The sequence below is a fragment of the Biomaibacter acetigenes genome, assembly GCF_003691585.1.
GTDB lineage: Bacteria > Bacillota > Thermosediminibacteria > Thermosediminibacterales > Tepidanaerobacteraceae > Biomaibacter > Biomaibacter acetigenes.
Genome location: NZ_CP033169.1, coordinates 1,119,982 through 1,140,388 on the forward strand (window position 1 = coordinate 1,119,982; position 20,407 = coordinate 1,140,388).

Annotated in this window: 20 protein-coding genes and 1 pseudogene; 18 read left to right on the forward strand and 3 right to left on the reverse strand. The window is 43.0% G+C overall.

The annotated features are described in order from the left end of the window. The first annotated feature begins 9 nt into the window (after positions 1-9). Complete coding sequence (locus tag D2962_RS05385) at positions 10-1,842, forward strand: Cas5 family CRISPR-associated protein (RefSeq protein ID WP_122014385.1); 1,833 nt, start codon at positions 10-12, stop codon at positions 1,840-1,842. Positions 1,843-1,987: 145 nt separating this feature from the next. On the opposite strand, the gene D2962_RS05390 is transcribed toward D2962_RS05385, so the two are convergent. Both D2962_RS05390 and D2962_RS05395 read right to left on the reverse strand, forming a co-directional pair. Further along, entirely contained in the window at positions 1,988-2,200 is a 213-nt protein-coding gene (locus tag D2962_RS05390; RefSeq protein ID WP_120768379.1) for a DUF3006 domain-containing protein, read from the reverse strand. A gap of 119 nt (positions 2,201-2,319) precedes the next feature. Beyond that, on the reverse strand, positions 2,320-2,823 hold the full coding sequence (locus D2962_RS05395) for a ComEC/Rec2 family competence protein (protein ID WP_245984906.1): 504 nt from the start codon (positions 2,821-2,823) through the stop codon (positions 2,320-2,322). A gap of 440 nt (positions 2,824-3,263) precedes the next feature. On the opposite strand from D2962_RS05395, the gene D2962_RS18380 reads away from it, so the two are divergent. Beyond that, complete coding sequence (locus D2962_RS18380) at positions 3,264-3,527, forward strand: hypothetical protein (RefSeq protein ID WP_245984908.1); 264 nt, start codon at positions 3,264-3,266, stop codon at positions 3,525-3,527. Positions 3,528-3,668: 141 nt separating this feature from the next. Further along, complete coding sequence (locus D2962_RS18385) at positions 3,669-4,115, forward strand: HD domain-containing protein (protein WP_245984909.1); 447 nt, start codon at positions 3,669-3,671, stop codon at positions 4,113-4,115. Positions 4,116-4,269: 154 nt separating this feature from the next. On the opposite strand, the gene D2962_RS05405 is transcribed toward D2962_RS18385, so the two are convergent. Then, complete coding sequence (locus D2962_RS05405) at positions 4,270-4,461, reverse strand: DUF1540 domain-containing protein (RefSeq protein WP_120768385.1); 192 nt, start codon at positions 4,459-4,461, stop codon at positions 4,270-4,272. Between the two features lie 205 nt (positions 4,462-4,666). On the opposite strand from D2962_RS05405, the pseudogene hprK reads away from it, so the two are divergent. From hprK to D2962_RS05475, 15 genes and pseudogenes are all read left to right on the forward strand, one after another. Beyond that, positions 4,667-5,558, forward strand: a pseudogene (gene hprK / locus D2962_RS05410) (HPr(Ser) kinase/phosphatase). A gap of 14 nt (positions 5,559-5,572) precedes the next feature. Further along, positions 5,573-6,256, forward strand: a complete 684-nt coding sequence (locus D2962_RS18390) for an SIS domain-containing protein (RefSeq protein WP_245984910.1) — start codon at positions 5,573-5,575, stop codon at positions 6,254-6,256. After that, entirely contained in the window at positions 6,244-6,627 is a 384-nt protein-coding gene (locus D2962_RS18395) for an SIS domain-containing protein (RefSeq protein ID WP_245985022.1), read from the forward strand. The genes D2962_RS18390 and D2962_RS18395 overlap by 13 nt, the downstream gene beginning before the upstream one ends. Before the next feature lie 15 nt (positions 6,628-6,642). Then, positions 6,643-7,392 carry a phosphatase gene (locus tag D2962_RS05420; protein WP_120768391.1) on the forward strand — a complete coding sequence of 250 codons (750 nt, stop codon included), beginning with the start codon at positions 6,643-6,645 and terminating at the stop codon, positions 7,390-7,392. A gap of 18 nt (positions 7,393-7,410) precedes the next feature. Further along, the gene (gene dat / locus D2962_RS05425; RefSeq protein WP_120768393.1) at positions 7,411-8,262 is read left to right on the forward strand and encodes a D-amino-acid transaminase; all 852 of its coding nucleotides are present in this window, start codon (positions 7,411-7,413) and stop codon (positions 8,260-8,262) included. Positions 8,263-8,332: 70 nt separating this feature from the next. Next, a complete protein-coding gene (locus D2962_RS05430; protein WP_122014387.1) occupies positions 8,333-9,676 on the forward strand; it encodes an ABC transporter substrate-binding protein in 1,344 nt (447 codons plus the stop codon). A gap of 68 nt (positions 9,677-9,744) precedes the next feature. Continuing rightward, the gene (locus D2962_RS05435; RefSeq protein ID WP_122014388.1) at positions 9,745-10,002 is read left to right on the forward strand and encodes a spore germination protein GerW family protein; all 258 of its coding nucleotides are present in this window, start codon (positions 9,745-9,747) and stop codon (positions 10,000-10,002) included. Positions 10,003-10,131: 129 nt separating this feature from the next. Continuing rightward, a complete protein-coding gene (gene murB, locus D2962_RS05440; protein WP_122014389.1) occupies positions 10,132-11,046 on the forward strand; it encodes a UDP-N-acetylmuramate dehydrogenase in 915 nt (304 codons plus the stop codon). 25 nt (positions 11,047-11,071) lie between these two features. Continuing rightward, positions 11,072-12,739, forward strand: a complete 1,668-nt coding sequence (locus D2962_RS05445; protein ID WP_245985023.1) for a hydantoinase/oxoprolinase family protein — start codon at positions 11,072-11,074, stop codon at positions 12,737-12,739. Beyond that, entirely contained in the window at positions 12,732-14,042 is a 1,311-nt protein-coding gene (locus D2962_RS05450) for a histone deacetylase family protein (RefSeq protein WP_122014390.1), read from the forward strand. Before D2962_RS05445 ends, D2962_RS05450 begins: the two co-directional genes overlap by 8 nt. A 132-nt stretch (positions 14,043-14,174) precedes the next feature. Further along, a complete protein-coding gene (locus D2962_RS05455) occupies positions 14,175-14,945 on the forward strand; it encodes a DeoR/GlpR family DNA-binding transcription regulator (protein WP_120768405.1) in 771 nt (256 codons plus the stop codon). A gap of 17 nt (positions 14,946-14,962) precedes the next feature. Continuing rightward, positions 14,963-16,495 carry a sugar ABC transporter ATP-binding protein gene (locus D2962_RS05460; RefSeq protein ID WP_222927692.1) on the forward strand — a complete coding sequence of 511 codons (1,533 nt, stop codon included), beginning with the start codon at positions 14,963-14,965 and terminating at the stop codon, positions 16,493-16,495. Between the two features lie 148 nt (positions 16,496-16,643). Next, complete coding sequence (locus D2962_RS05465; protein WP_122015745.1) at positions 16,644-18,164, forward strand: sugar ABC transporter ATP-binding protein; 1,521 nt, start codon at positions 16,644-16,646, stop codon at positions 18,162-18,164. 206 nt (positions 18,165-18,370) lie between these two features. Beyond that, positions 18,371-19,378 carry an ABC transporter permease gene (locus tag D2962_RS05470; protein ID WP_222927693.1) on the forward strand — a complete coding sequence of 336 codons (1,008 nt, stop codon included), beginning with the start codon at positions 18,371-18,373 and terminating at the stop codon, positions 19,376-19,378. A 72-nt stretch (positions 19,379-19,450) separates the two neighbouring features. Next, complete coding sequence (locus D2962_RS05475) at positions 19,451-20,374, forward strand: ABC transporter permease (protein WP_122015746.1); 924 nt, start codon at positions 19,451-19,453, stop codon at positions 20,372-20,374. The last annotated feature ends 33 nt before the right edge of the window (positions 20,375-20,407 follow it).

Here is a 20,407-nt window from a genome sequence, read left to right on the forward strand (position 1 = left end):
GGGGAGAGCATGTTTGACAGGGATATTGCGGCAGGCTTTAAGAGGGTAAAGTTGATATGGCCTGTTGTGATTTTCCCGTTTTTATGGGACCTCGTAAAAATACTGGCCGTTTACATGAGCAGTTTTCTGGGTTACAATCTGTATCTCGACCATGACTTCGGCAGTGTTTTGATAAACTTAAAAACAACCCATAATCTGAGGATTTTTATACCCTCTCCCCTCCCTTCCATACAGCAGATGGGCTTACTAAATGTATTCCGTGCAGGTTCGGGTGCCTTCAACGATTCCTGGGCCGGCATCATGGCATACGGTGCTTTTTTATTTCTCGGAGGCCTTGTAACTGCAGGCTATCTGGGTTTGCTAAAAGACGGCATCAGAAATAGAAGGCCGCATATAAAAACATTTTTCCAATTTGCATGGTATTATGGCCCAAGATTTTTTCTGGTTTTTCTTTTTGAGGGTCTTTTCCTTTCATTAATCACTTTATTCGGCGAATCCAGGTGGTTGAATGCAGCTATAGGTTTTATGGGGTTTATATTTGTTTTACTGCCTTACGTAATCATTATGGAAGATTATGGGTTAATAGAAGCAGTAATGGCGGCCCCCATGCTTTTGTTAAGATATTTCAAGGATTTTGCCATATTTTTTTCAGAAGTGGCGGCTGTTTCAGCCGTTTTTTACGCATTTATTAATTCAGCCGGCATGTGGGGATGGTTTACAGCCCTTGTCGTGTGGCCATACATGGGCACCAGCCTGGTATTCGATATAATGCTGTTTTATCATGATCTGGTCATGAAACAGCCGCTGACCGAGAGCCCGAGGGAGCACCTGAGAGGTTATGGGCAATCGTTTTTAAAAACCATTATAATCATACTGGTTATGACACTTATAGCGGGGCTACCCACCGTGATTTCTAAAAACAGGTATTTCACAGTATTGATGCCATGGCACCATCCTGTGATCGAGAGAGAGGGCTGTGTGTATCAGACTGAAGGTAGTCTGGTGCTGTCGCCCCATAATCGTTTTAAAAAGGCAAAGTTGATAATAGACAGTCTATCTCCTTCAAAAGATGATATACTTTATACAAAACCGGGTTTTATCAAGGGCAAGGGGAGAATAATCACCGCCGGATTTAAACCCATATATTTTTCCTTTGAACTGGCACGGACAGCGGCGGATGAGAACGCTGTATACAGCCTTCAGAACGGCGGCAAAGTTGAGGCTACCGACGGCATATGGGGGAATCCGGTGGAAAGAGGTATGGTACTTGCCATAAGCAGTGACCTGAAATGCATCTCAGGAGTGATATATGACAAGAGGGATTACTCGGAATTTAATACCCTCTGGTCTCCGGAAAAAGATAGTGTTTTTCTAGGACCTGCAGCCAGAAAAAAGGATCTATACGGTTTTTATGCTTCGGATAAAATTCCTCAAACTCCCGTAGAGTTCCAGTGGGTCTATAACAGGGCACTTACGATACCGGCAGCGGGAGAAAAAGACCCCGTATTTATCATGGAGAAGATGAATGTAGCCTTTGAAAGTCTTGATTTGGATTTGCTCCTCAAGATTCTTTATTATGTAAGCGATTTAAAGCCGGAGAATGTGCTATCCCTTCTTCAAGAGAAATTTTCTCATTACAAATGGAATATGAAGGCTAAAGGCCTTGAAAACTGGAACAACAATGTAAAGACCGATGTGAGCTATTACCCCATATCCGGCGAGAAAATCATGCTGGTAGGAGACTATCATTACCTGGAAGATAAGATGGGCTTCAGGGCGGAATTATTTAAAATAGGCGAGCGATGGAAAATCACAAAGATGACCATAAAGGGAGGCATGTAAATGATTAACTATGGAGATTTCCAGAAAGTGGATATGCTATTTCAGGTTTTTCATCGGAAATATTAGTTTTGGGAGTAAAAATCATAAAGGCCATGTGATCTTATTACAGCCAGAAAGGGAAGCGGGTACTGGGAGAGAAAATTTTTTAACTATCTTCAAATAGATTTTCTGCCAGCTTACATATATATTTTTTCCGGCGAAGAGTTTCTTTTTCATCGACGGTCATACTTTCCAGGTCGATGATATCGCCCTCCCGGGCTTTGGATGGCAGCAGATTCCTCTTTATGTTCATGGTTTTTCCATCATCGGTTTCGACTACTGCAAATTCGCCTTCGAACCTGTCGATGACAGCGAACATAGGATACCTCCTCGAACACCGGTTAAAACTAAATGAATTATGATCGGCTGACAACTGACTAATTGACTCTGCCGACCCTGATGTTTTTTCCATCACTTTCCACTAGTATATTTCCATTGTCAGCGGTGGGTGTAAACTTTTACACCGTAGGCGGCCAGACGCCTTAATGTTTCTTTGTGGGGATGGCCGTAATCATTGTTTTTTGCGACACTGATTATGGCGTATCTGGGAGATACGGCCGAAAGAAATTCTTCAGAAGTGCCTGAACTGCTACCGTGATGGCCGACTTTCAAGACGTCCGCTCGCAAATTGAAGCCTAGTTTTAGCATTTCCTCTTCGGATAACTTCTCGGCATCGCCGGTAAAGAGTAAGGATGTACTTTTATATGTGACTTTTATTACAGCGCTGTAATTGTTCAGGTCCTCGTAGTGAGCGCTGTTTGGAGCAAGGATTTCAACCTTTACGTCATCTTCAACGGGTATAGTCATACCGCCCATTGCAGTGGTGATTTTTAAATTTTTTGCGGCTATGGATGTGAGCACATCTTTAAAAGTTCGGGTGGTAGTCGTGACCTTTGGCATATATATTTTCCCAATATTAAATGTGTTTATTATATCATCCATGGCACCGATATGATCTTCATGGGGTGAGTTCCCACCACTACATCTAGTTTTTTGACACACTGCTTTTTTATGAAACTATTATTTTATCTCCATCGTCGTTGTTTCCAGCATCGATGAGCATAGTCTTTCCTTCGGGAAATTTTATAAATATGCTGTCAGCCTGACCCACATCGATGAAATTACTTCAAGCAGCGAAGAAGACGACGGCAAGCTCCGGTCTTCCGGCAGGTTGTCACCGGTCTGGGTTTGAGACGTCTTTCCGGTCTCGGGGAAGGTTTGAAACGAACAACCTGAAACCAGCAGGGTCGTGAAAAGAATTTACCAGAAGCAGTATGTACAGGAATTTCTGATTCTTAAGTAAAAACCTTTTCATTTAAAACATCTCCCCTTCGATGTTACCGATTCCATTATACCATATATTCTTTTTTTCGGAGGTAATCATGGAGAAACAATTTATAAAAGACCTGAAAGTAGGCGACAGGGTTAAAAGTTTATTTGGGGTTACAAAGAAAGCATTGGTAAATTATCGATCCAGCAGTTCAAAAGCTCCTGGCCAGTATATGAAACTGCACCTGGTGGATTCCAGCGGCAGCGTAGAGGAAGGATTTGGGACGGGGCGGGTAGAGGCTTCAGATCTTTTCAATGAGGGAGATGGTGGTGCTGGTAGAGGGCAATGTGGCGGACTACAATGGTCTTCAGATTAACATAACCAGGATTGAAAAATATGAAGGAGCTGTGGACCCCGCAATGTTTCAGCAATGTACACCAAAAAACCGCCGTGAGATGGTAGAGAAGCTAATAGTCTTGTTCACTCGGTTAAAAATGTATATCTCAAAAAACTCCTCATGCTCATATTCGAGGATAAGGATTATTATCCGGCATATATAAACGCGCCGGCAGCTCAGAAAATCCACCATGCTTACATAGGCGGCCTTCTGGAACACAGTCTTGAGGTGGCCAAAATATGTGAAAATATTGCCGCCAATTACTCCGATGTGATTGAACGGGACCTTTTGATAACCGGAGCTCTCCTGCACGACATAGGAAAAATAAAAGAATATGATTTTTCGAGTATTTCTTTTGAGATGACGGATATCGGGAAACTGGTCGGGCATCTCATTCTTGGAAAGGAAATGGTAGATGAAAAAATCCGGGAAATCAATGAGTTTCCTGAACACCTGAAACTTGCCATCGGCCACATGATCATTTCACACCATGGCGAAAAAGAGTGGGGATCCCCTGAAGTTCCCAAAACCATGGAGGCCTTTGCCCTCTTCACGCGGACCTTTTAAGCGCAAGGTTGAATCAATTTGCAGGGCTCATACGAAATCATCACGATCCCGAAACTTCCTGGACTCCCTGGGACAAGTTCCTGGAGCGCAGCGCTTATATACAAAATTACACTGCGGTCCGGAAAATTCAAGATGATATTGCCGCCTCCCGGGATTAGTCCCAGCAGGACCTACCGTCGGTGGTTATGCATTTTCCAAAATCGTCTTTTTTCTCGTAGGCATCGCAGTAGGTGCCTTCTTTTGATGTGCACCCCGGCCTGATGGAATTCACCATCACGCTTTCAGCGCAGCATTCGCTGTCTTTGTTATATTTGCAGGTGGAAACATTGCATTTTATGTTTGCCATGGAATGCCCTCCTTGAAAAATTTTTTTCATATTTAGTATCCCAGGATTTGTTTTTAATTATTTATACAGTTATGGAGGAATTCCATTTCTTTTTGTAGAATAACATTTATAAGACGAAAATGACTTTAAAAATCAATCAAATGGCATAATAGTAAAAAAGGGTCGAGGTGCATACTTTGCAAAGATAAATTTAAAAGATATAATAATGAAAATGGATCTGGAAACCCTGGTCAGCAGCCAAACACCACCCGATATATTTGTAGCGGATTTAACCGGCCGGGTCTGGAACTTGCCGGGTTTTTTGACTATTTTGCTTTTGAAAGAATACAGATATTGGGCATGACCGAAATATCCTTTCTGGAAAGTCTTCCTGCCAGGGTACGCCAGGAGCGCCTGGAGAAATTATTATCCTATGAGATACCATGTATTATTATAACCCGGAAACTTACGCCCCCCGAAGAAATCATTGAACTTGCAAAAAAGTATAAAAGGTATGTTTTGACCACTCCGGCAGCTACCACAAGGTTCATCAGTAAACTTACCGATTTCCTTGAAAGCGAGCTGGCTCCCAGGACCACCATGCATGGGGTGCTGGTAGACATATACGGTGTTGGCGTACTTATACTCGGAGAAAGCGGCATAGGCAAGAGCGAAACTGCTGTGGAACTCATAAAACGGGGCACCGCCTGGTGGCAGATGACGCCGTGGAGATAAAACAGGTGGCAAAAAATGTACTGGTAGGCACTGCACCTGAACTTATAAGGTATTATCTGGAAGTGCGCGGACTGGAGTCATAGATGTCAAGACCATTTTCGGTGCAGGTGCTGTAAGAGATGATATAAAAATTGAGATGGTAATTGAGGTGGTGGAATGGGAAAAATATAAGGAGACCGACAGACTTGGTCTTGAGGAGGAGAAAATCAATATACTGGATTCTTCCATTCCCAAAAAGACCATACCAATACGGCCCGGAAGAAATCTTGCCGCCATACTTGAAGTTGCGGCCATGGACCACAGGTTAAAGGACATGGGCTATAATGCCGCCATTGCAATTTAGCCGCAGACTTTTTAAAGAACTCAATGAAAAAAATAAATAAATGGAGGTTTACATATGCTTGATGATTTAAAAGCCATAAAGGAACTGGATAAAAGTGGCATGCTGGACCTTATCTATCATCTACCGGACCACTGCGAGGAAGCCATAAAAATTGCGAGGGATTCCATCCGGGGTTTGAGATTTCATAACATAGTGAATGTGGTAATCACCGGCCTCGGCGGTTCGGCCATAGGCGGGGATCTTATACGAATGATCTCCCAGGACCGTTCTGTAATACCCATCCTGGTGAACAGGGATTACACCCTTCCGGCCTTTGTGGACGAGAAAACCCTGGTTATAGCTTCCAGCTACTCCGGCAATACCGAAGAGACTCTTGCCTCTTATCAGGAGGCCTTGAAAAGAAAAGCCAAAGTGCTGGTCATAACTACGGGCGGTGAATTGAAAAAAAGAGCCCTGGCCGACGAAGTGCCGGTTATAACCATCCCGCATGGCCTGCCTCCAAGGGCGGCTCTTGGATATTCCTTCTTCCCGCTTCTGGTAGCTCTTGAAGAGCAGGGCATCGTTCCCAGAAAGCATTTTAAAATAGAGGAAACCATCAAGCTTTTAAAGGAAACCCGGGATTACCTGTATCCTGAAGTGCCCGAAACCGACAACCCTGCAAAACTTCTGGCTAAAAACTTCACGGCAAGCTTCCGGTCATTTACGGAGTATCCGGTGTTACCGAAATCGTTGCGGTAAGGTGGAAGGGACAGCTCAATGAAAACGCCAAGCATCCGGCCTTTTTCAATGTGTTTCCCGAACTAAACCACAATGAAATAATGGGCTATGAGGGAGACAAAGACCTGCTTTCGAAAATGGAGATTGTGATTTTAAGGTCTCCTGATGAAAATGATCGTATTAGAAAACGTATTGATATAACCAAAAGTTTAATAGAGGATGTAGTAAGTGGAGTTACGGAAATATGGCCTAAAGGGGAGTCTGCTCTGGAAAGGATGCTTTATCATATAATTTTCGGGGATTATGTAAGCGCATATCTTGCCATCCTGAACCAAAAGGACCCCACTGAAATAGATTTTATAAATGCTTTAAAGGACCGCCTGAAAAGCTAAATTGGAGGAATACGTATGATTCTGGAAGTTGATACCCATTGTCATACTGTTGCCAGCGGCCATGCATATAGTACCGTCGTAGAAAATGCTCATGTGGCGGCGAAAAAGGGTTTAAAGATGATCGCCATCACGGACCACGGCCCTGCCCTGCCGGGGGGCCCCCATTATTACCATTTTGGTAATATAAAGGTGTTGCCCCGGCAGATAGAAGGGGTTTACATACTGCGCGGCATTGAGGCTAACATATTGGATTATAACGGAAACCTGGACCTGCAGGAAGCCTATTTAAAGAACCTTGATATAGTCCTGGCCGGTTTTCATACCTTTTGCTATCCAGGAGGCAGCGTTGAGGAAAACACCATGGCCGCCATCAATGCCATGAAAAATCCCCATGTGGATATACTGGTACATCCAGGGAACCCCGAATTCCCTATAGATATAGATAAGGTTGTCCGGGCAGCGGTGGATTACAATGTACATATAGAAATAAACAATAGCTCCTTTACGGTGAGCCGCCGGGGCAGTGAGGAAAACTGCATACTCATCGCAAAAAAGGCGGCGGCTCTCGGAGCAAAAATCTCGGTGGGAAGCGATGCACATATTTGTTATGATGTAGGCAATTCTGACAAGGCCATAAGAATAATAAAAGAAGCAGGTATTTCTGAAGAAAATGTGCTCAACACTTCCATAGAGAAGGTGATAGCCTTTTTAAAGTCAAAGGGACGGGATATTGTCCCGGAGTGTAAATCCAATACAAAAATATAAACTTGAGGGGGTTTATTCATGTCAACTGTAGTGTACTTAAACGGCGAAAGGGTGGACTATGAAAACGCCAGGATTTCGGTGGAAGATAGAGGATTTCAGTTTGGAGATGGAATCTATGAAGTTGTGAGGGTGTACGGCGGCAGGTTTTTCTATCTGGACCGGCATCTGGCACGTATGAAAAAAGGAGCCGATGAAATATACCTTGACATGGATTTTGGTCTTGATAATCTGGAGAAGGTTTGCCGCCAGGCTTTAAAAGAAAGCGGCTTTAAAGATGCTTCGGTATATATCCAGGTTACCAGGGGGGCATATCCCCGCCAGCACACCTTCCCACCGGAAAGTTCCTGCACATGGGTTGTGATTGTAAGAGAAGCCAAGGCCCAGCCCCGGGAATTTTATGAAAATGGCGTTATGGGCATTACGGTTCCCGATGAGCGCTGGAACCGCTGCAATATAAAAACCGTTCAGCTTCTGGCCAACAGCATAGCCAAGGAAAAAGCCAAAAAAGCCGGAGCCTATGAGGCTATATTTCACCGGGGAGGCTGTGTCACCGAAGCCTCCAGCAGCAATGTATTCATAGTCAGGAACAAAAAACTTCTGACCCATCCCGCAAATAACTTTATCCTCCACGGCATAACCCGCGGGGTTGTTTTAGAAATAGCCCGAGATAATAAAATCGACTATTCTGAAGAAGTATTTTCCCTGCAGGACTTATTTGAAGCCGAGGAGGTATTTGTTTCGGGGACCATGACCGAGGTCATGCCCATTGTGAAAATAGATGGCAAAATCATTGGAGATGGAGTGCCGGGAGAAATAACCAGAAGTATAATGAAAGCTTACGATGCACTTACAAAAACCATTGATCAGTAGTATTTTATCGAATAAACTTTTAAAAAAATTAATATAAATAGGGTAAAAGGTGCTTCGGGAGGGATATATCGTGTACCGGCGGCCATTTACCCTATTTTTTTGTTTAATTTTTGTTTTTTTAATGGTAGGTTCTAACGGCTGTGGGTCTGATAAAAAGAGCGTGGAGCCTAACGTAAAAAAGGAATGGCAGGGTGTTATAACCCTGTGGGATTTCCCACGATGGCGGGACAAAAATGGGGACAGGTTCGGATGGATAGAGAAGAAGATCTCGGAATTTGAAAAAAAACATCCGGGTGTTTTTATCCACTTAAGACAGCTTAAATGGGAATACGGCTTGATAGAACTAAAAGCCGCTGCAGCGGCGGGCACACCTCCGGATATGGCACCGGTGGCGGCAGACTTTGATTTCATATCGGCGGGATATCTGGAACAGGTGGATGAGTATATCAAACCGGAAGATATTCCCAAATACGATGAAAAAGCCATCGAAGCGGTATCATATCAGGGAAGGATCTATGGATTTCCATGGTTCATAACCACTCACAGCCTTTTTTTAAACCTGGAAGCCTTCAGTGCAAGAGGCGCAAAAAACCCCGGGAATGAAACATGGACTTATGATGAATTTGTTGCAGCCCTTCAGAAATTGACTTATGATAAAAACAGAAACGGGAAGATGGATTACTATGGCTTTAACTTGTTTTTATCTCCAGGAAATTTTACGGTATGGCCATTTTTAACCATGGATGGTGCGAATATTTTTGATGAAAACGGCAATTTTGTTTTAAATAGCCCCGAGGGTGTTTCAGCCCTGGCCAAAATGGTGGACCTTGCCGCAAAATATAAGGTTGTGCCCGAAGAAGATTACGGCACCCTGGAAGAAAACCTGGTCTGGGGAGACTTTGCGGAAAAAAGAAAGATTGCGGTTTATCCCGCCGGCCCCTGGGCCATAAAGGTACTTGAAGACAGGGAAAGGGCGGGCAAAGGCTTTAAATTTGATATTGCTCAATATCCCGCAGGTCAAAAGCAGCCCAGGGCCTTTGCCATTGTTTCGGCCTATGGCATCTTCAAGCAAGAAGATGGGGCAAAAAAAGAGCTCTGTGCCGAATTTTTAAGTTATATAACCTCTGAAAAGGAGCAACAAGCTCTAGAACAATACGGTGTGTTTCCGGCTATCAAAGCTGTGCGGCAAAAGATGATCGAAGACCCCTTTATGAAAAAGATGGAAAAAATATTGGATGATGCCCGGGTTTTGCCAAAAGTAAATAATTTGTATAAAAAGGATGAGATCCTGACAGCTCAGATACGTATGGCGCTTCTTGCCCAAAAGACCCCGGCTCAGGCTTTGGAGGATGCTGCAAGGGAAATAGAGAAGATATCAAAAAATGGAATGACAACCTTTATGTGGAATAAATAAAAAAAGGAAAGCAAACAATAATATGGTAAGTAATTATTCGAAAACCGGCTATAATTTTGGAGGAAAACATGGAACTTAAGAAAAACGACCTCATTGACAAAGTCATCATGGGGCCGCCTAAAATCGTTAATGATATAACTTTTATACCTATACTGAGCGTTACATTCGGCTGTTTCGAAAGTTTTGGAGCGGGCTTTGGAGCAAGCATTTGCCCTAAAGCTTTTGTTGTAATAGATAAGGATGGCAACATAAGTTTTTACAATTTGATTCCCGGAGAAAATCCTGTGGACATGATAAATGCTGTCAGTAACAATTGTGATGAATAGATTATATAGTAGAAAAAACTCCAAGGTTTTTTAAAATTCATGCAGGATTTATCTTCAAAATATAGAAATAAACTATGTTAAGTACTTAAAGCAAGTCCTTTTTAATTGGAAAAAAGAAGGGAAGGTAACATGAAGCTTGATTTACTTTACGACAAATTGAAGAACTTTATATCCGAAGAAAGAATCAAACAAAATGAACCCATGAAAAACCATACTTCCTTTCATATAGGTGGCCCTGCAGATATTTTAGTCTTGCCGCAGGATGCTGAAGAAATAAAAAGAATTATAACATGCTGCAAGGATGAGGGTGTCCCCTTTTTTGTGATGGGGAATGGAACAAATCTATTAGTGAGGGATAAGGGTATCCGAGGCGTTGTCATAAAACTTGCTCAAAATTTTAATGACATACAAATTACCAAAAACATAATAAAATGTAAGGCGGGAATGGCTGTATCTGCAGCGGTGCGTGCCGCTTTGGAAAACAGCCTCAGCGGCCTCGAATTTGCAAGCGGCATTCCTGGCACTGTGGGCGGTGCTGTGGTCATGAATGCGGGTGCTTTTGGCGGGGAGATGGCCGATGTAGTAAAAAAGGTAAATGTTCTTGATCTAGAAGGAAATATTTTTGAGATGTCAAAGGATGAATTGGGGTATTCTTATAGAAATTCTGTGCTTCAAAAGGGAGATAAGATCTTGCTCGATGTGGAAATGGAACTTACCCCAGGAAATCGCGATGAAATAAAGGCAAAAATGGAGGATTATATCTCTCGAAGGAAACAGAAGCAACCATTGAATTTACCCAGTGCCGGCAGCGCTTTTAAAAGGCCGCCGGGGAACTATGCCGGATATCTCATAGAAAAGGCTGGGCTCAAGGGTTACAGGATAGGCGGTGCCATGGTTTCAGACCTTCACGCCGGCTTTATAGTCAATATAGACAATGCTACATGTGAAGATGTGCTGAAATTGATAAAGCATATTCAAAAGGAGGTAAAGGATAAGTTCAATATAGACCTGGAACCTGAAATAAAAATCCAGGGTGAATCATGAAAGTAAGGAGGCATATAAATTGATTGTGGGGCTAGATATGGGGGGAACCCATGTAGATGCTGTAATTATCGACCGGGGAAACATAGTTGATATAGCCAAGACCCCCGCCGATCGCTCCGATCTGTTTGGTTCCATATGGGCGACCCTAGATAACTTACTTTCAGGAAAAAAAGTGTCACGCATTGAGCGTATTAATTTGAGCACTACTGTATCGACTAATGCCATTATAGAAGGTAAGACTGCTCCCGTCGGCATGATTATCGAAAGTGGTCCGGGCATGGACCCTTCTTTTATGTCATGCGGCAGTGAAAATATATTCATTACCGGATATGTCGACCATAGGGGCAGGGAAATAAAACCCTTTGATCCGGTAGAAATTCAGGAAGCAGCGTCCCGATTCAAGCAGCAAGACATTAAAACCTGTGCCGTGGTAGCCAAGTTTTCCACTCGAAATCCACTGCATGAAATTAATATTCAAAAGATGTTAAAAGATGAGTTTTGCCCCATAACTATGGGACATACCCTTTCAGGGAAACTCAATTTCCCTCGGAGAGTCTTTACGTCCTACTTGAACTGTGCTGTATACCATGTCTTTAAAGCGTTTTGTGATAGCATAAGAAAGGCTATGCAGAAGGAGAACATCCATGTTCCTGTGAATGTGCTTAAAGCCGATGGCGGCACTATAAGTTTGGATGTAGGGCAACAATATCCGGTAAATACCATATTATCGGGGCCTGCCGCCAGTCTCATGGGCGCCTGTGCCTTTAATGCCGGCGATAAAGATGCCGTATTTCTGGATATTGGTGGCACCACCACCGATATTTCCTTCGTAGCTGATGGAGTACCCTTATTTGAACCTCTTGGTATAAATATAGGTCCTTATAACACACTGGTAAGAGCCATATACAGCGTATCCATAGGCCTTGGAGGAGATAGCGCCATTCATATAGAAAATGGCGAATTAAAAATAGGCCCTCAGAGAGAAGGATTTCCCATGGCCCTCGGAGGTCAGGTGCCGACTCCCAGCGATGCCATGATAGTGTTAGGGCTTCTTGACTTCGGAAATAAGGACCGGGCTATTTTGGCCATGAAGCTTTTAGGGGAAAAGCTGGGTATGGATGCCAGGGCTGCTTCTGAAGTTGTATATGAAAAGATGGCAGACATAATAAAACAAAAGGTGGACAGCCTTATTAAGGATATAAACAGCCGCCCTGTATATACCGTAAAGGAACTTTTATACGGAAAAAGACTAAAACCTGAATATGTTTCCATAATAGGGGGCCCAGCCAGGGCTATGGCTCCGGTGCTGGAAAAGAAATTCAATCTTCCCTGCCGCGTTCCCGAAAATTATGAAGCGGCCAATGCGGTGGGAGCAGCCCTTGCAAAAACCACCGCCGAGATTACCCTTCTTGCCGATACGGCGTCAGGAGTGCTTTCGGTCCCGGAGATTGGTCTGTATAAGCGAATTGACAGAAATTTCACCCTGGATATGGCCAGGCAAAAAGCTCTGGAGCTTTTAAAGCAGAGGGCTTCCATACTGGGAGCTGAGGGTAGTGAAACCGAATCAGAGATAACGGAGGAATCGAGCTTCAATATGGTGCGGGGGTTTTATACCAGCGGCAAAAACATAAGGATTAAAGCCCAGGTAAAACCCGGATTACTATATGAACTACGAGGTGTGAACTATGCTTAGGGCTAAGAATAGACTGGGTCTTGTATTTTTCCCGGCTTTCGACTGGGCGATAAGCCCCACCCATCCCGAGAGAGAAGAAAGGCTGCTGTATACTCAGGACCAGGTATTTGAAGAGGGAATAGCCGATATTGAAGGGATCAAATTCTTTAATCCCGGCATGGCCACTGAAAAAGATGTACAGAGGGTGCATTTTTGTGTGCCTGATGTGATGTCACGGGTGACCGAGTCCCATCTCATTTCCGCCGGAGGTGCCATCAAAGCTGCAGAAGCCCTTATGGAAAAAGAAGTGGACAAAGCCTTTGCCATAGTAAGGCCGCCGGGACATCATGCCCAGAGGGTCGTCTTTGGCGATAGGGGCTTTTGCATCATAAATATAGAGGCGGTAATGCTGGAAAACATAAGACAGAGGTTTGGCCACCGGAGAATAGCCATAGTAGACACCGACTGTCATCATGGGGACGGCACCCAGGACATATACTGGAATGACAGGGATACCCTTTATATATCCTTCCATCAGGATGGCAGGACACTTTATCCCGGCACCGGTTTTCTGGATGAGTTTGGCGGTCCGGCAGCCATCGGATACAACATAAATGTTCCCCTGCCGCCGGAAACGGGAGAAGAAGGATTTTTATATGTGCTGGATAACCTCGTAATGCCCATATTAGAAGAATATAAACCCGATCTTGTCGTCAATTCCGCCGGCCAGGACAACCACTACACAGACCCCATCACCAACATGAACTTTACCGCCCATGGCTATGCCAAGTTAAACCACAGGTTAAACCCGGACATTGCGGTCCTGGAAGGCGGGTATTCCATAGAAGGAGCCCTTCCTTATGTGAATCTTGGCATAATCCTGGCCATGGCGGGGCTTGATTACTCCCATGTAAGGGAGCCGGACTATGATCCCACAAAACTTAAGCAGTCTCCCCGCATCACCGAATATATAAAAGAGTTGTGTGAGAAGATCTACGAGCGCTGGTGCAGAAAAGAGGGTATCGCTAGAGAAACTCTCAAAGGTAAGGAGTATGTATTGAGGCCGAGAAATGTATATTATGACACCGACGGCATCATGGAGGAACAGACACAGAAGTTCAAAGTTTGTCCCAACTGCTCCGGCCTGAATACCATCCACTCCCGCTCCGACTGGGGCTATGAGATATTCGCTGTCTCCATACCGCGTGACGCCTGCCCGGCATGCATTGACGAAGGATACAAAATATATAAAGAAACACCGGAAGGGAAGTATTTTAAAACCTTTCTTCAAGATAGAGTAAACGACACATATATGAGTAAGTAATTTTCTTTTTAAGGCGGGGCACACCGAAAGTTTTGGCCCCACCTTAAACATTCATCAAAAAAATAAATCGCACACAAACGAAAATTATGTTAAAATATGATTATAATTGTTGATTTATGGAGAGATAATAGAATGTTTGCAATTGAGCGGCAAAATAAGATAAAAGAGATACTATTTAAAGAAAAAAGAGTGGATGTTTCAGAGCTCAGCAAGCTTTTTGAAGTTACGGAGGTTACTATCCGCCGGGACCTGGACAAGCTTGAGCAGGATGGCTTCCTCATAAAAACTTACGGTGGAGCGGTCTTAAACGAGGAGGCTTTCAAAGATGCAACAAAAGATGAGTCTGAAGATGAAAACCTTGAAGATAAGCAATTGATAGGCAGTATTGCTTCTCATATGGTAGAAAACGGAGAGGCCATATTCCTTGGACCCGGGACCACCTGCCTTGAAATAGCTAAAAAAATCAAAGACAAAAAAATCACGGTTTTAACCAACGATCTTGTCATAGCTCTTGAGTTAAAGGATGCCCTGGGAATAAAGGTCATAGTATCCGGAGGGGATCTCATACAATCCACATCCATGCTGGTTGGCCGGTTTGCCCATCAGGCGCTGGAAGGCATCTATATAAACAAGGCTTTCATAGGCGTGAAAGGTGTAAACTTCGAAACCGGCTATACTCTGGATAGATATGAAGAGGCTTTATTCCTGCAGGAAGTATCCAAGATATCCAGAGAAGTAATCATTGTCGCAGACCATACCAAATTTAATAAAATTGCCTTTGCCAGGCTGGGAGACCTGACCATGGCCAGGAAAGTCATAACAAACAAGCAAATTCCTGATGAATATAAAAGCTTTTTCTTTGAACATGCGGTAAAGCTGTATACCACCTATGAATTTGAATAGTGATTTGTGGGGGACGTATGTTGAACTATTTTTTAGAGATGAAAAAAATAACAAAGAGTTTTAATGGAAATATAGTCTTAAAGGATGTAGACCTTTTTGTCCGCAAGGGTGAAGTGCATGCATTAGTTGGGGAAAACGGTGCCGGAAAGTCTACTCTCATGAAGATTTTGGCAGGGGTAATGCAACCCGATACAGGGGAGATATTTATTGACGGAAAGCGACAAGTTTTAAACAATCCTAAACAGGCACAGGACGTGGGGATATCCATGATATTCCAGGATATAAATCTATTTCCTGACTTGACCGTTGCAGAGAACATATTCCTTCAAAGAATTCCATTGAAAAGAATTGGGTTGTTAAAACTGATAGATTGGAAAAAGATACATAAGGATACTGAAAAATATTTGAAATATATGGGCCTGAATTTCAAACCGCAAACTTCAGTTAAATCTTTGAGCGTGGGTGAACAAAAATTCGTAGAAATAATAAGAGCCATGTTTCAAAAGGCAAAGATCATTATCATGGATGAGCCGACTACGGCGCTAACTGAAAGGGAGACATGCCAGCTTTTCGAAGTTATAAGGGATGTAAAAAAATTAGGGGTTACAGTTATTTTTATTTCCCATAGGTTGGATGAGGTTACGAAAATAGCTGACAGTTTGACCATTCTAAGAGATGGCAAAGTGGTGGAAACAGGTATTGCCCAAAACTTAGACCTGAATCATATAGTAAAAATGATGGCTGGTAAGGAAGTGGAGGATAGGTATCCAAAATTAAATGTAAAATTAGGTAAAGAAGTGCTAAAGGTTGAAAACCTTGGATATAATGACCGAATTAAGGATATCTCTTTCAGCCTCAGGAGCGGCGAAATCCTTGGAATAACGGGCTTGAGCGGAGCTGGCAGGAGAACGCTAGCCAGGACGATTTTTGGTATCAACAGGCCGTTTGAAGGTAAAATATTCATAAATGACAGGGTATTTAGAAACATGACTCCTGATCTGGCAATTAAAAATGGGTTATGCTATGTAACGGGGATAGTGGCCGGAGAAGGTTTGATACTGAAAATGGCCGTACCGTCGAATATCACTCTGACAAACCTGAATAGGGTTTCCCATAAGGGCATTCTTATAAACACGGAAGAATTAAAAGCTGCCAGAGATTTTATAAAAAGGCTGGAAATAAGAGCGGAAGAAACGGACATAGTCCAGAATTTAAGTGGAGGCAGTCAGAAAAAGCTGTTGTTTGCCAAATGGCTTTTTGCCAATGCAAGAATTATGATGATTGAAGATCCGACTACCGGTATAGATATAAGTTCAAAAGTTGACATATACAACATCATCAATGAACTGGTTCGTTCAGGAGTGGCTATAATTTTAATCTCTTCGGATCTGCCTGAATTGATTGGGATGTGCGATAGGATAATGGTAATGTACAACGGAGAAATAAAAAAGGAATTTTCCAGGTCTGAAGCGACCCAGGAAAAGCTATTGTTTTATGCGTCGGGCGGGGAGGATTCAAAAAGAACACAAACGAACATAAACAAAAAATAACGTAAAAATATTTGATAAAAAGAAGGAATTTTTGACTTTTTGTAGAATATAAAATATATAAAAATAAACAATACAACAAAACAATACATTAACGAAAATAATGTTTCATTTTATAAAAAACAAAATAATAAAAAAAAGGAAAATGGTCATGAACGATTTTGTATTGGAACTCGACAATATTTCAAAAACTTTTCCGGGGGTAAAGGCTCTGAGCAAAGTCAAGTTTAACTTGCGAGCCGGAGAAGTGCATGCCCTGATAGGCGAAAACGGGGCGGGGAAGTCGACTTTTATTAAAGTAATAACAGGTGTGCACCAGCCTGATAGTGGAGAAATTTTTCTGTATGGTAAAAAAGTAACTTTTGCCAATCCCACTGTGGCGCGGGTCCAGGGTATAGCCGCAATTTATCAAAACACGACCTGCTTTCCCGACATGACCGTCACTGAAAACATTTTTCTCGGACATGAATATGTAGAACACAGAACAAAGCGAATCTTATGGAAAAAAATGCACGAAAAGGCAAGAGAGCTGCTCCGATCGATAGGAAGCAATATAGATCCCGAAGAAAAGATGGGCAGTTTGAGTGTCGCACAGCAGCAAATGGTAGAGATCGCAAAAGCGCTTTCCCAGGATGCAAAGATACTGCTTATGGATGAACCTACCGCGGCTTTGACCAATCGTGAAACAGAAGAACTCTTTGCCATAACCAGAAGACTTAAAGAAGCGGGAACATCAATTATTTTTATTTCTCATAGAATCGAAGACATTTATAAAATTGCCGACAGGGTGACGATCTTTAGGGACGGCTGTTATGTGGGGACATGGAACATATCGGATATTACCAGAGATGACCTTATAAAACTTATGGTAGGCAGGGAGATAACCCGACTTTTTCCTAAAAAGCAAGCGAAGATAGGCAATGAGATATTGAGAGTGGAGGGCCTGTGCAAAACGGGGATCTTTGCAGATATATCCTTTAACCTGCATGAAGGTGAAATATTAGGTCTTACGGGTCTTATCGGTTCAGGAAGGTCCGAAGTCGCTCAGGCCATTTTCGGTATATATCCCGCCGATGAAGGGAAAATCTATATAGAAAACAGGGCGGTAAACATTGATAATCCACTAAAGGCAATGAAGCTGGGGATAGGCTATCTGCCGGAAGACAGGCAGATACAGGGCCTCGTATTGCCGTTTTCCATCATGGAAAACATCACTTTGCCGGTGATAGAGGATTTTTCACGCAGAGGATGGCTGCACCGATCGGCCGAATATATTAAAGCGAAAGAAATGGCCGAACTTTTGCAGGTCAAGGCAACCAGCGTTTTCGACAAGGCTTATTCGCTGTCGGGAGGCAATCAGCAAAAGGTTGTGGTGGCAAAACTTCTGGCTGCCAGGCTGAAGGTACTGATCCTGGATGAACCAACCAAGGGTATCGATGTGGGTTCAAAGGCTGCCATACACGAAATAATGAGCAACCTGGCTTGCCGGGGGTTCGGAATCATCATGATTTCTTCCGAAATGCCGGAGGTTCTGGGCATGAGCGACAGGATCCTGGTAATGCATGAAGGCCGGATCACCGGTGAATTCGATAGGGCAGAGGCTACCCAGGAGAAGATCATGGAGGCGGCTATAACAAAAAGGACTCGGCAGAGAACGGCGGAAGCTTTCTAGGCCTTAAGGCCCAGGACATATACGTCACGCGTGAAAACACTTCAGCAGGGAAAGAACCAATTCGCATTTGGATGGAAATAATGAGCGGGTTATGGCGTTGTGTAAGGCGCACGCTTTTGTATAGCTGCTCGGCTTTCCTGAACTCCAGCGGCCATCTTCTGTTAAAGGTGGTTTTTCAGTATAAAGTATAAAAGGTGGGAATGCTTGTGGCGGAAATAATTTTAGAAAAGAAATCAAGAATTTTAGGTATTGCAAAGTTCAGAGAATTGGGATTACTGGGATTTATAATTATACTTGCTGTTTTTGTGCAATTACGCAATCCAAGCTTTTTAACGATGGAAAATCTCAACGATATGATAAAAAACACAGCAATATTGAGCATTCTAGCAGTAGGAATGATGCTTGTAATAATAACCAGGGGAATTGATCTTTCGATAGGAGCAACACTGGCGTTGGCCGGTATGATATCCGCATTGACCGTAAGCAGCAATCCGCATATGTCACCCGTAACCACAATACTGCTTGGAACTGCGGTAGGTGTGGCATGTGGAGGCGTTATTGGATTTCTTATATCAAAAACAGCTATTCTTCCGATTATTGCCACGCTAGGCATGATGAATGTATTTAGAGGTTTGACATTCATGGTCAGCAATGGCAGATGGGTGAGTGCAAACCAGATGCCGGCAAGCTTTAAAGCGATTGCAACGGGTAAAATCCTTGGAATAAATACGCTGATATTTATTGCGATCGTTATATATGTTGTATTTTTCTACTTTATAAATTATACAAGAACCGGAAGACAGATTTATGCCGTGGGGAGCAATCCCGATTCAGCAAAAATCAGCGGCATCGACAATGAAAAAATCCTGTGGATGGTTTATACAATAATGGGAGCTCTTGCAGGACTTGCAGGCGTGCTGTGGGTTTCAAAGTTTGCTTCAGCCCAGGGCGATACAGCCATGGGTTATGAGATGAACGTTATCGCTGCCTGCGTCCTTGGAGGAGTAAACATAGCGGGAGGTTCGGGAAAGATATCCGGTATAATATTGGGGTCGCTTCTGCTGGGGATATTGAACAATGCTCTACCCCTTATTAACGTTTCTCCATTCTGGCAGCAGGCAATCCAGGGTGTTATCATCCTTATTGCTGTAATAATCAATGCCCTTGTAAAAAGAAGCGTTGAGAGAAACAACCTTATGAGGAGGAAAATATAAGCCGTGAAGCATAAAAGCATTATTACAAAAAAGGAAATTAATCTGAGAAATTTTTTCTTCCAATGGGAATGGATGCTTGTTCTAATCTTCATTGTTATAAATGTAATAAATTCAAATTTGTCTCCGTATTACCTGGATGCAGCACAGTTGCTTGATGCGACAATGGCTTTTCTTGACAAGGCGTTCATTGTCCTTCCCATGACCTTTGTCATAATACTCGGCGATATCGACATATCTGTAGCTTCAACAGTGGCTTTGTCGGCAGTAATTATGGCTGTTACATACAACCATGGAGTATCTATGGTGCTTGCAATGATTATATGCCTTTTGGTGGGAACCGTTTGCGGTTTTATAAACGGATACCTCATAGTAAAATTCAAGGAACTATCGGCGGTGATTGTCACGCTTTCTACAATGATAATTTACCGGGGAATTGCTTATATAATACTTAAGGATCAGGCTGCAGGCAAATTTCCGACATGGTACCAGTTCCTCGGCTGGGGAAAGATCGGAGGCATTCCGCTGATACTAATAGTATTTTCTATTTTTGCAATCCTTTTCGGCCTGCTGCTTCACAAAACGACCTTTGGGAGACGTGTCTATGCCATGGGGAATAATATAACTGCTTGTCGTTTTTCGGGAGTGGAAGTCGATAAAATAAAAGTTATAATCTATACTCTTACTGGTTTTATGTCAGCTGTTACAGCATTGTTTTTGACATCGAGGATGGGAAGCACAAGACCGAACGTAGCTATAGGGTATGAACTGGACGTAATTGCCACGGTCGTCCTTGGCGGTGTGAGCTCGGCCGGAGGTAAGGGAAGAATCATAGGGCCAATAATATCGGTTTTCCTTATCGGTTTCCTTCGATATGGATTGGGCCTAATAAATGTTCCTTCTCAAGAATTGCTAATAATAATAGGCTTATTGCTCATATTTGCCGTAATGATACCAAACTTAAAAATAAATACAAAAAATCTAAAGTTTATAAAGTAGTTTTAGCTTTGAATGATTATTAGTAATTGATAT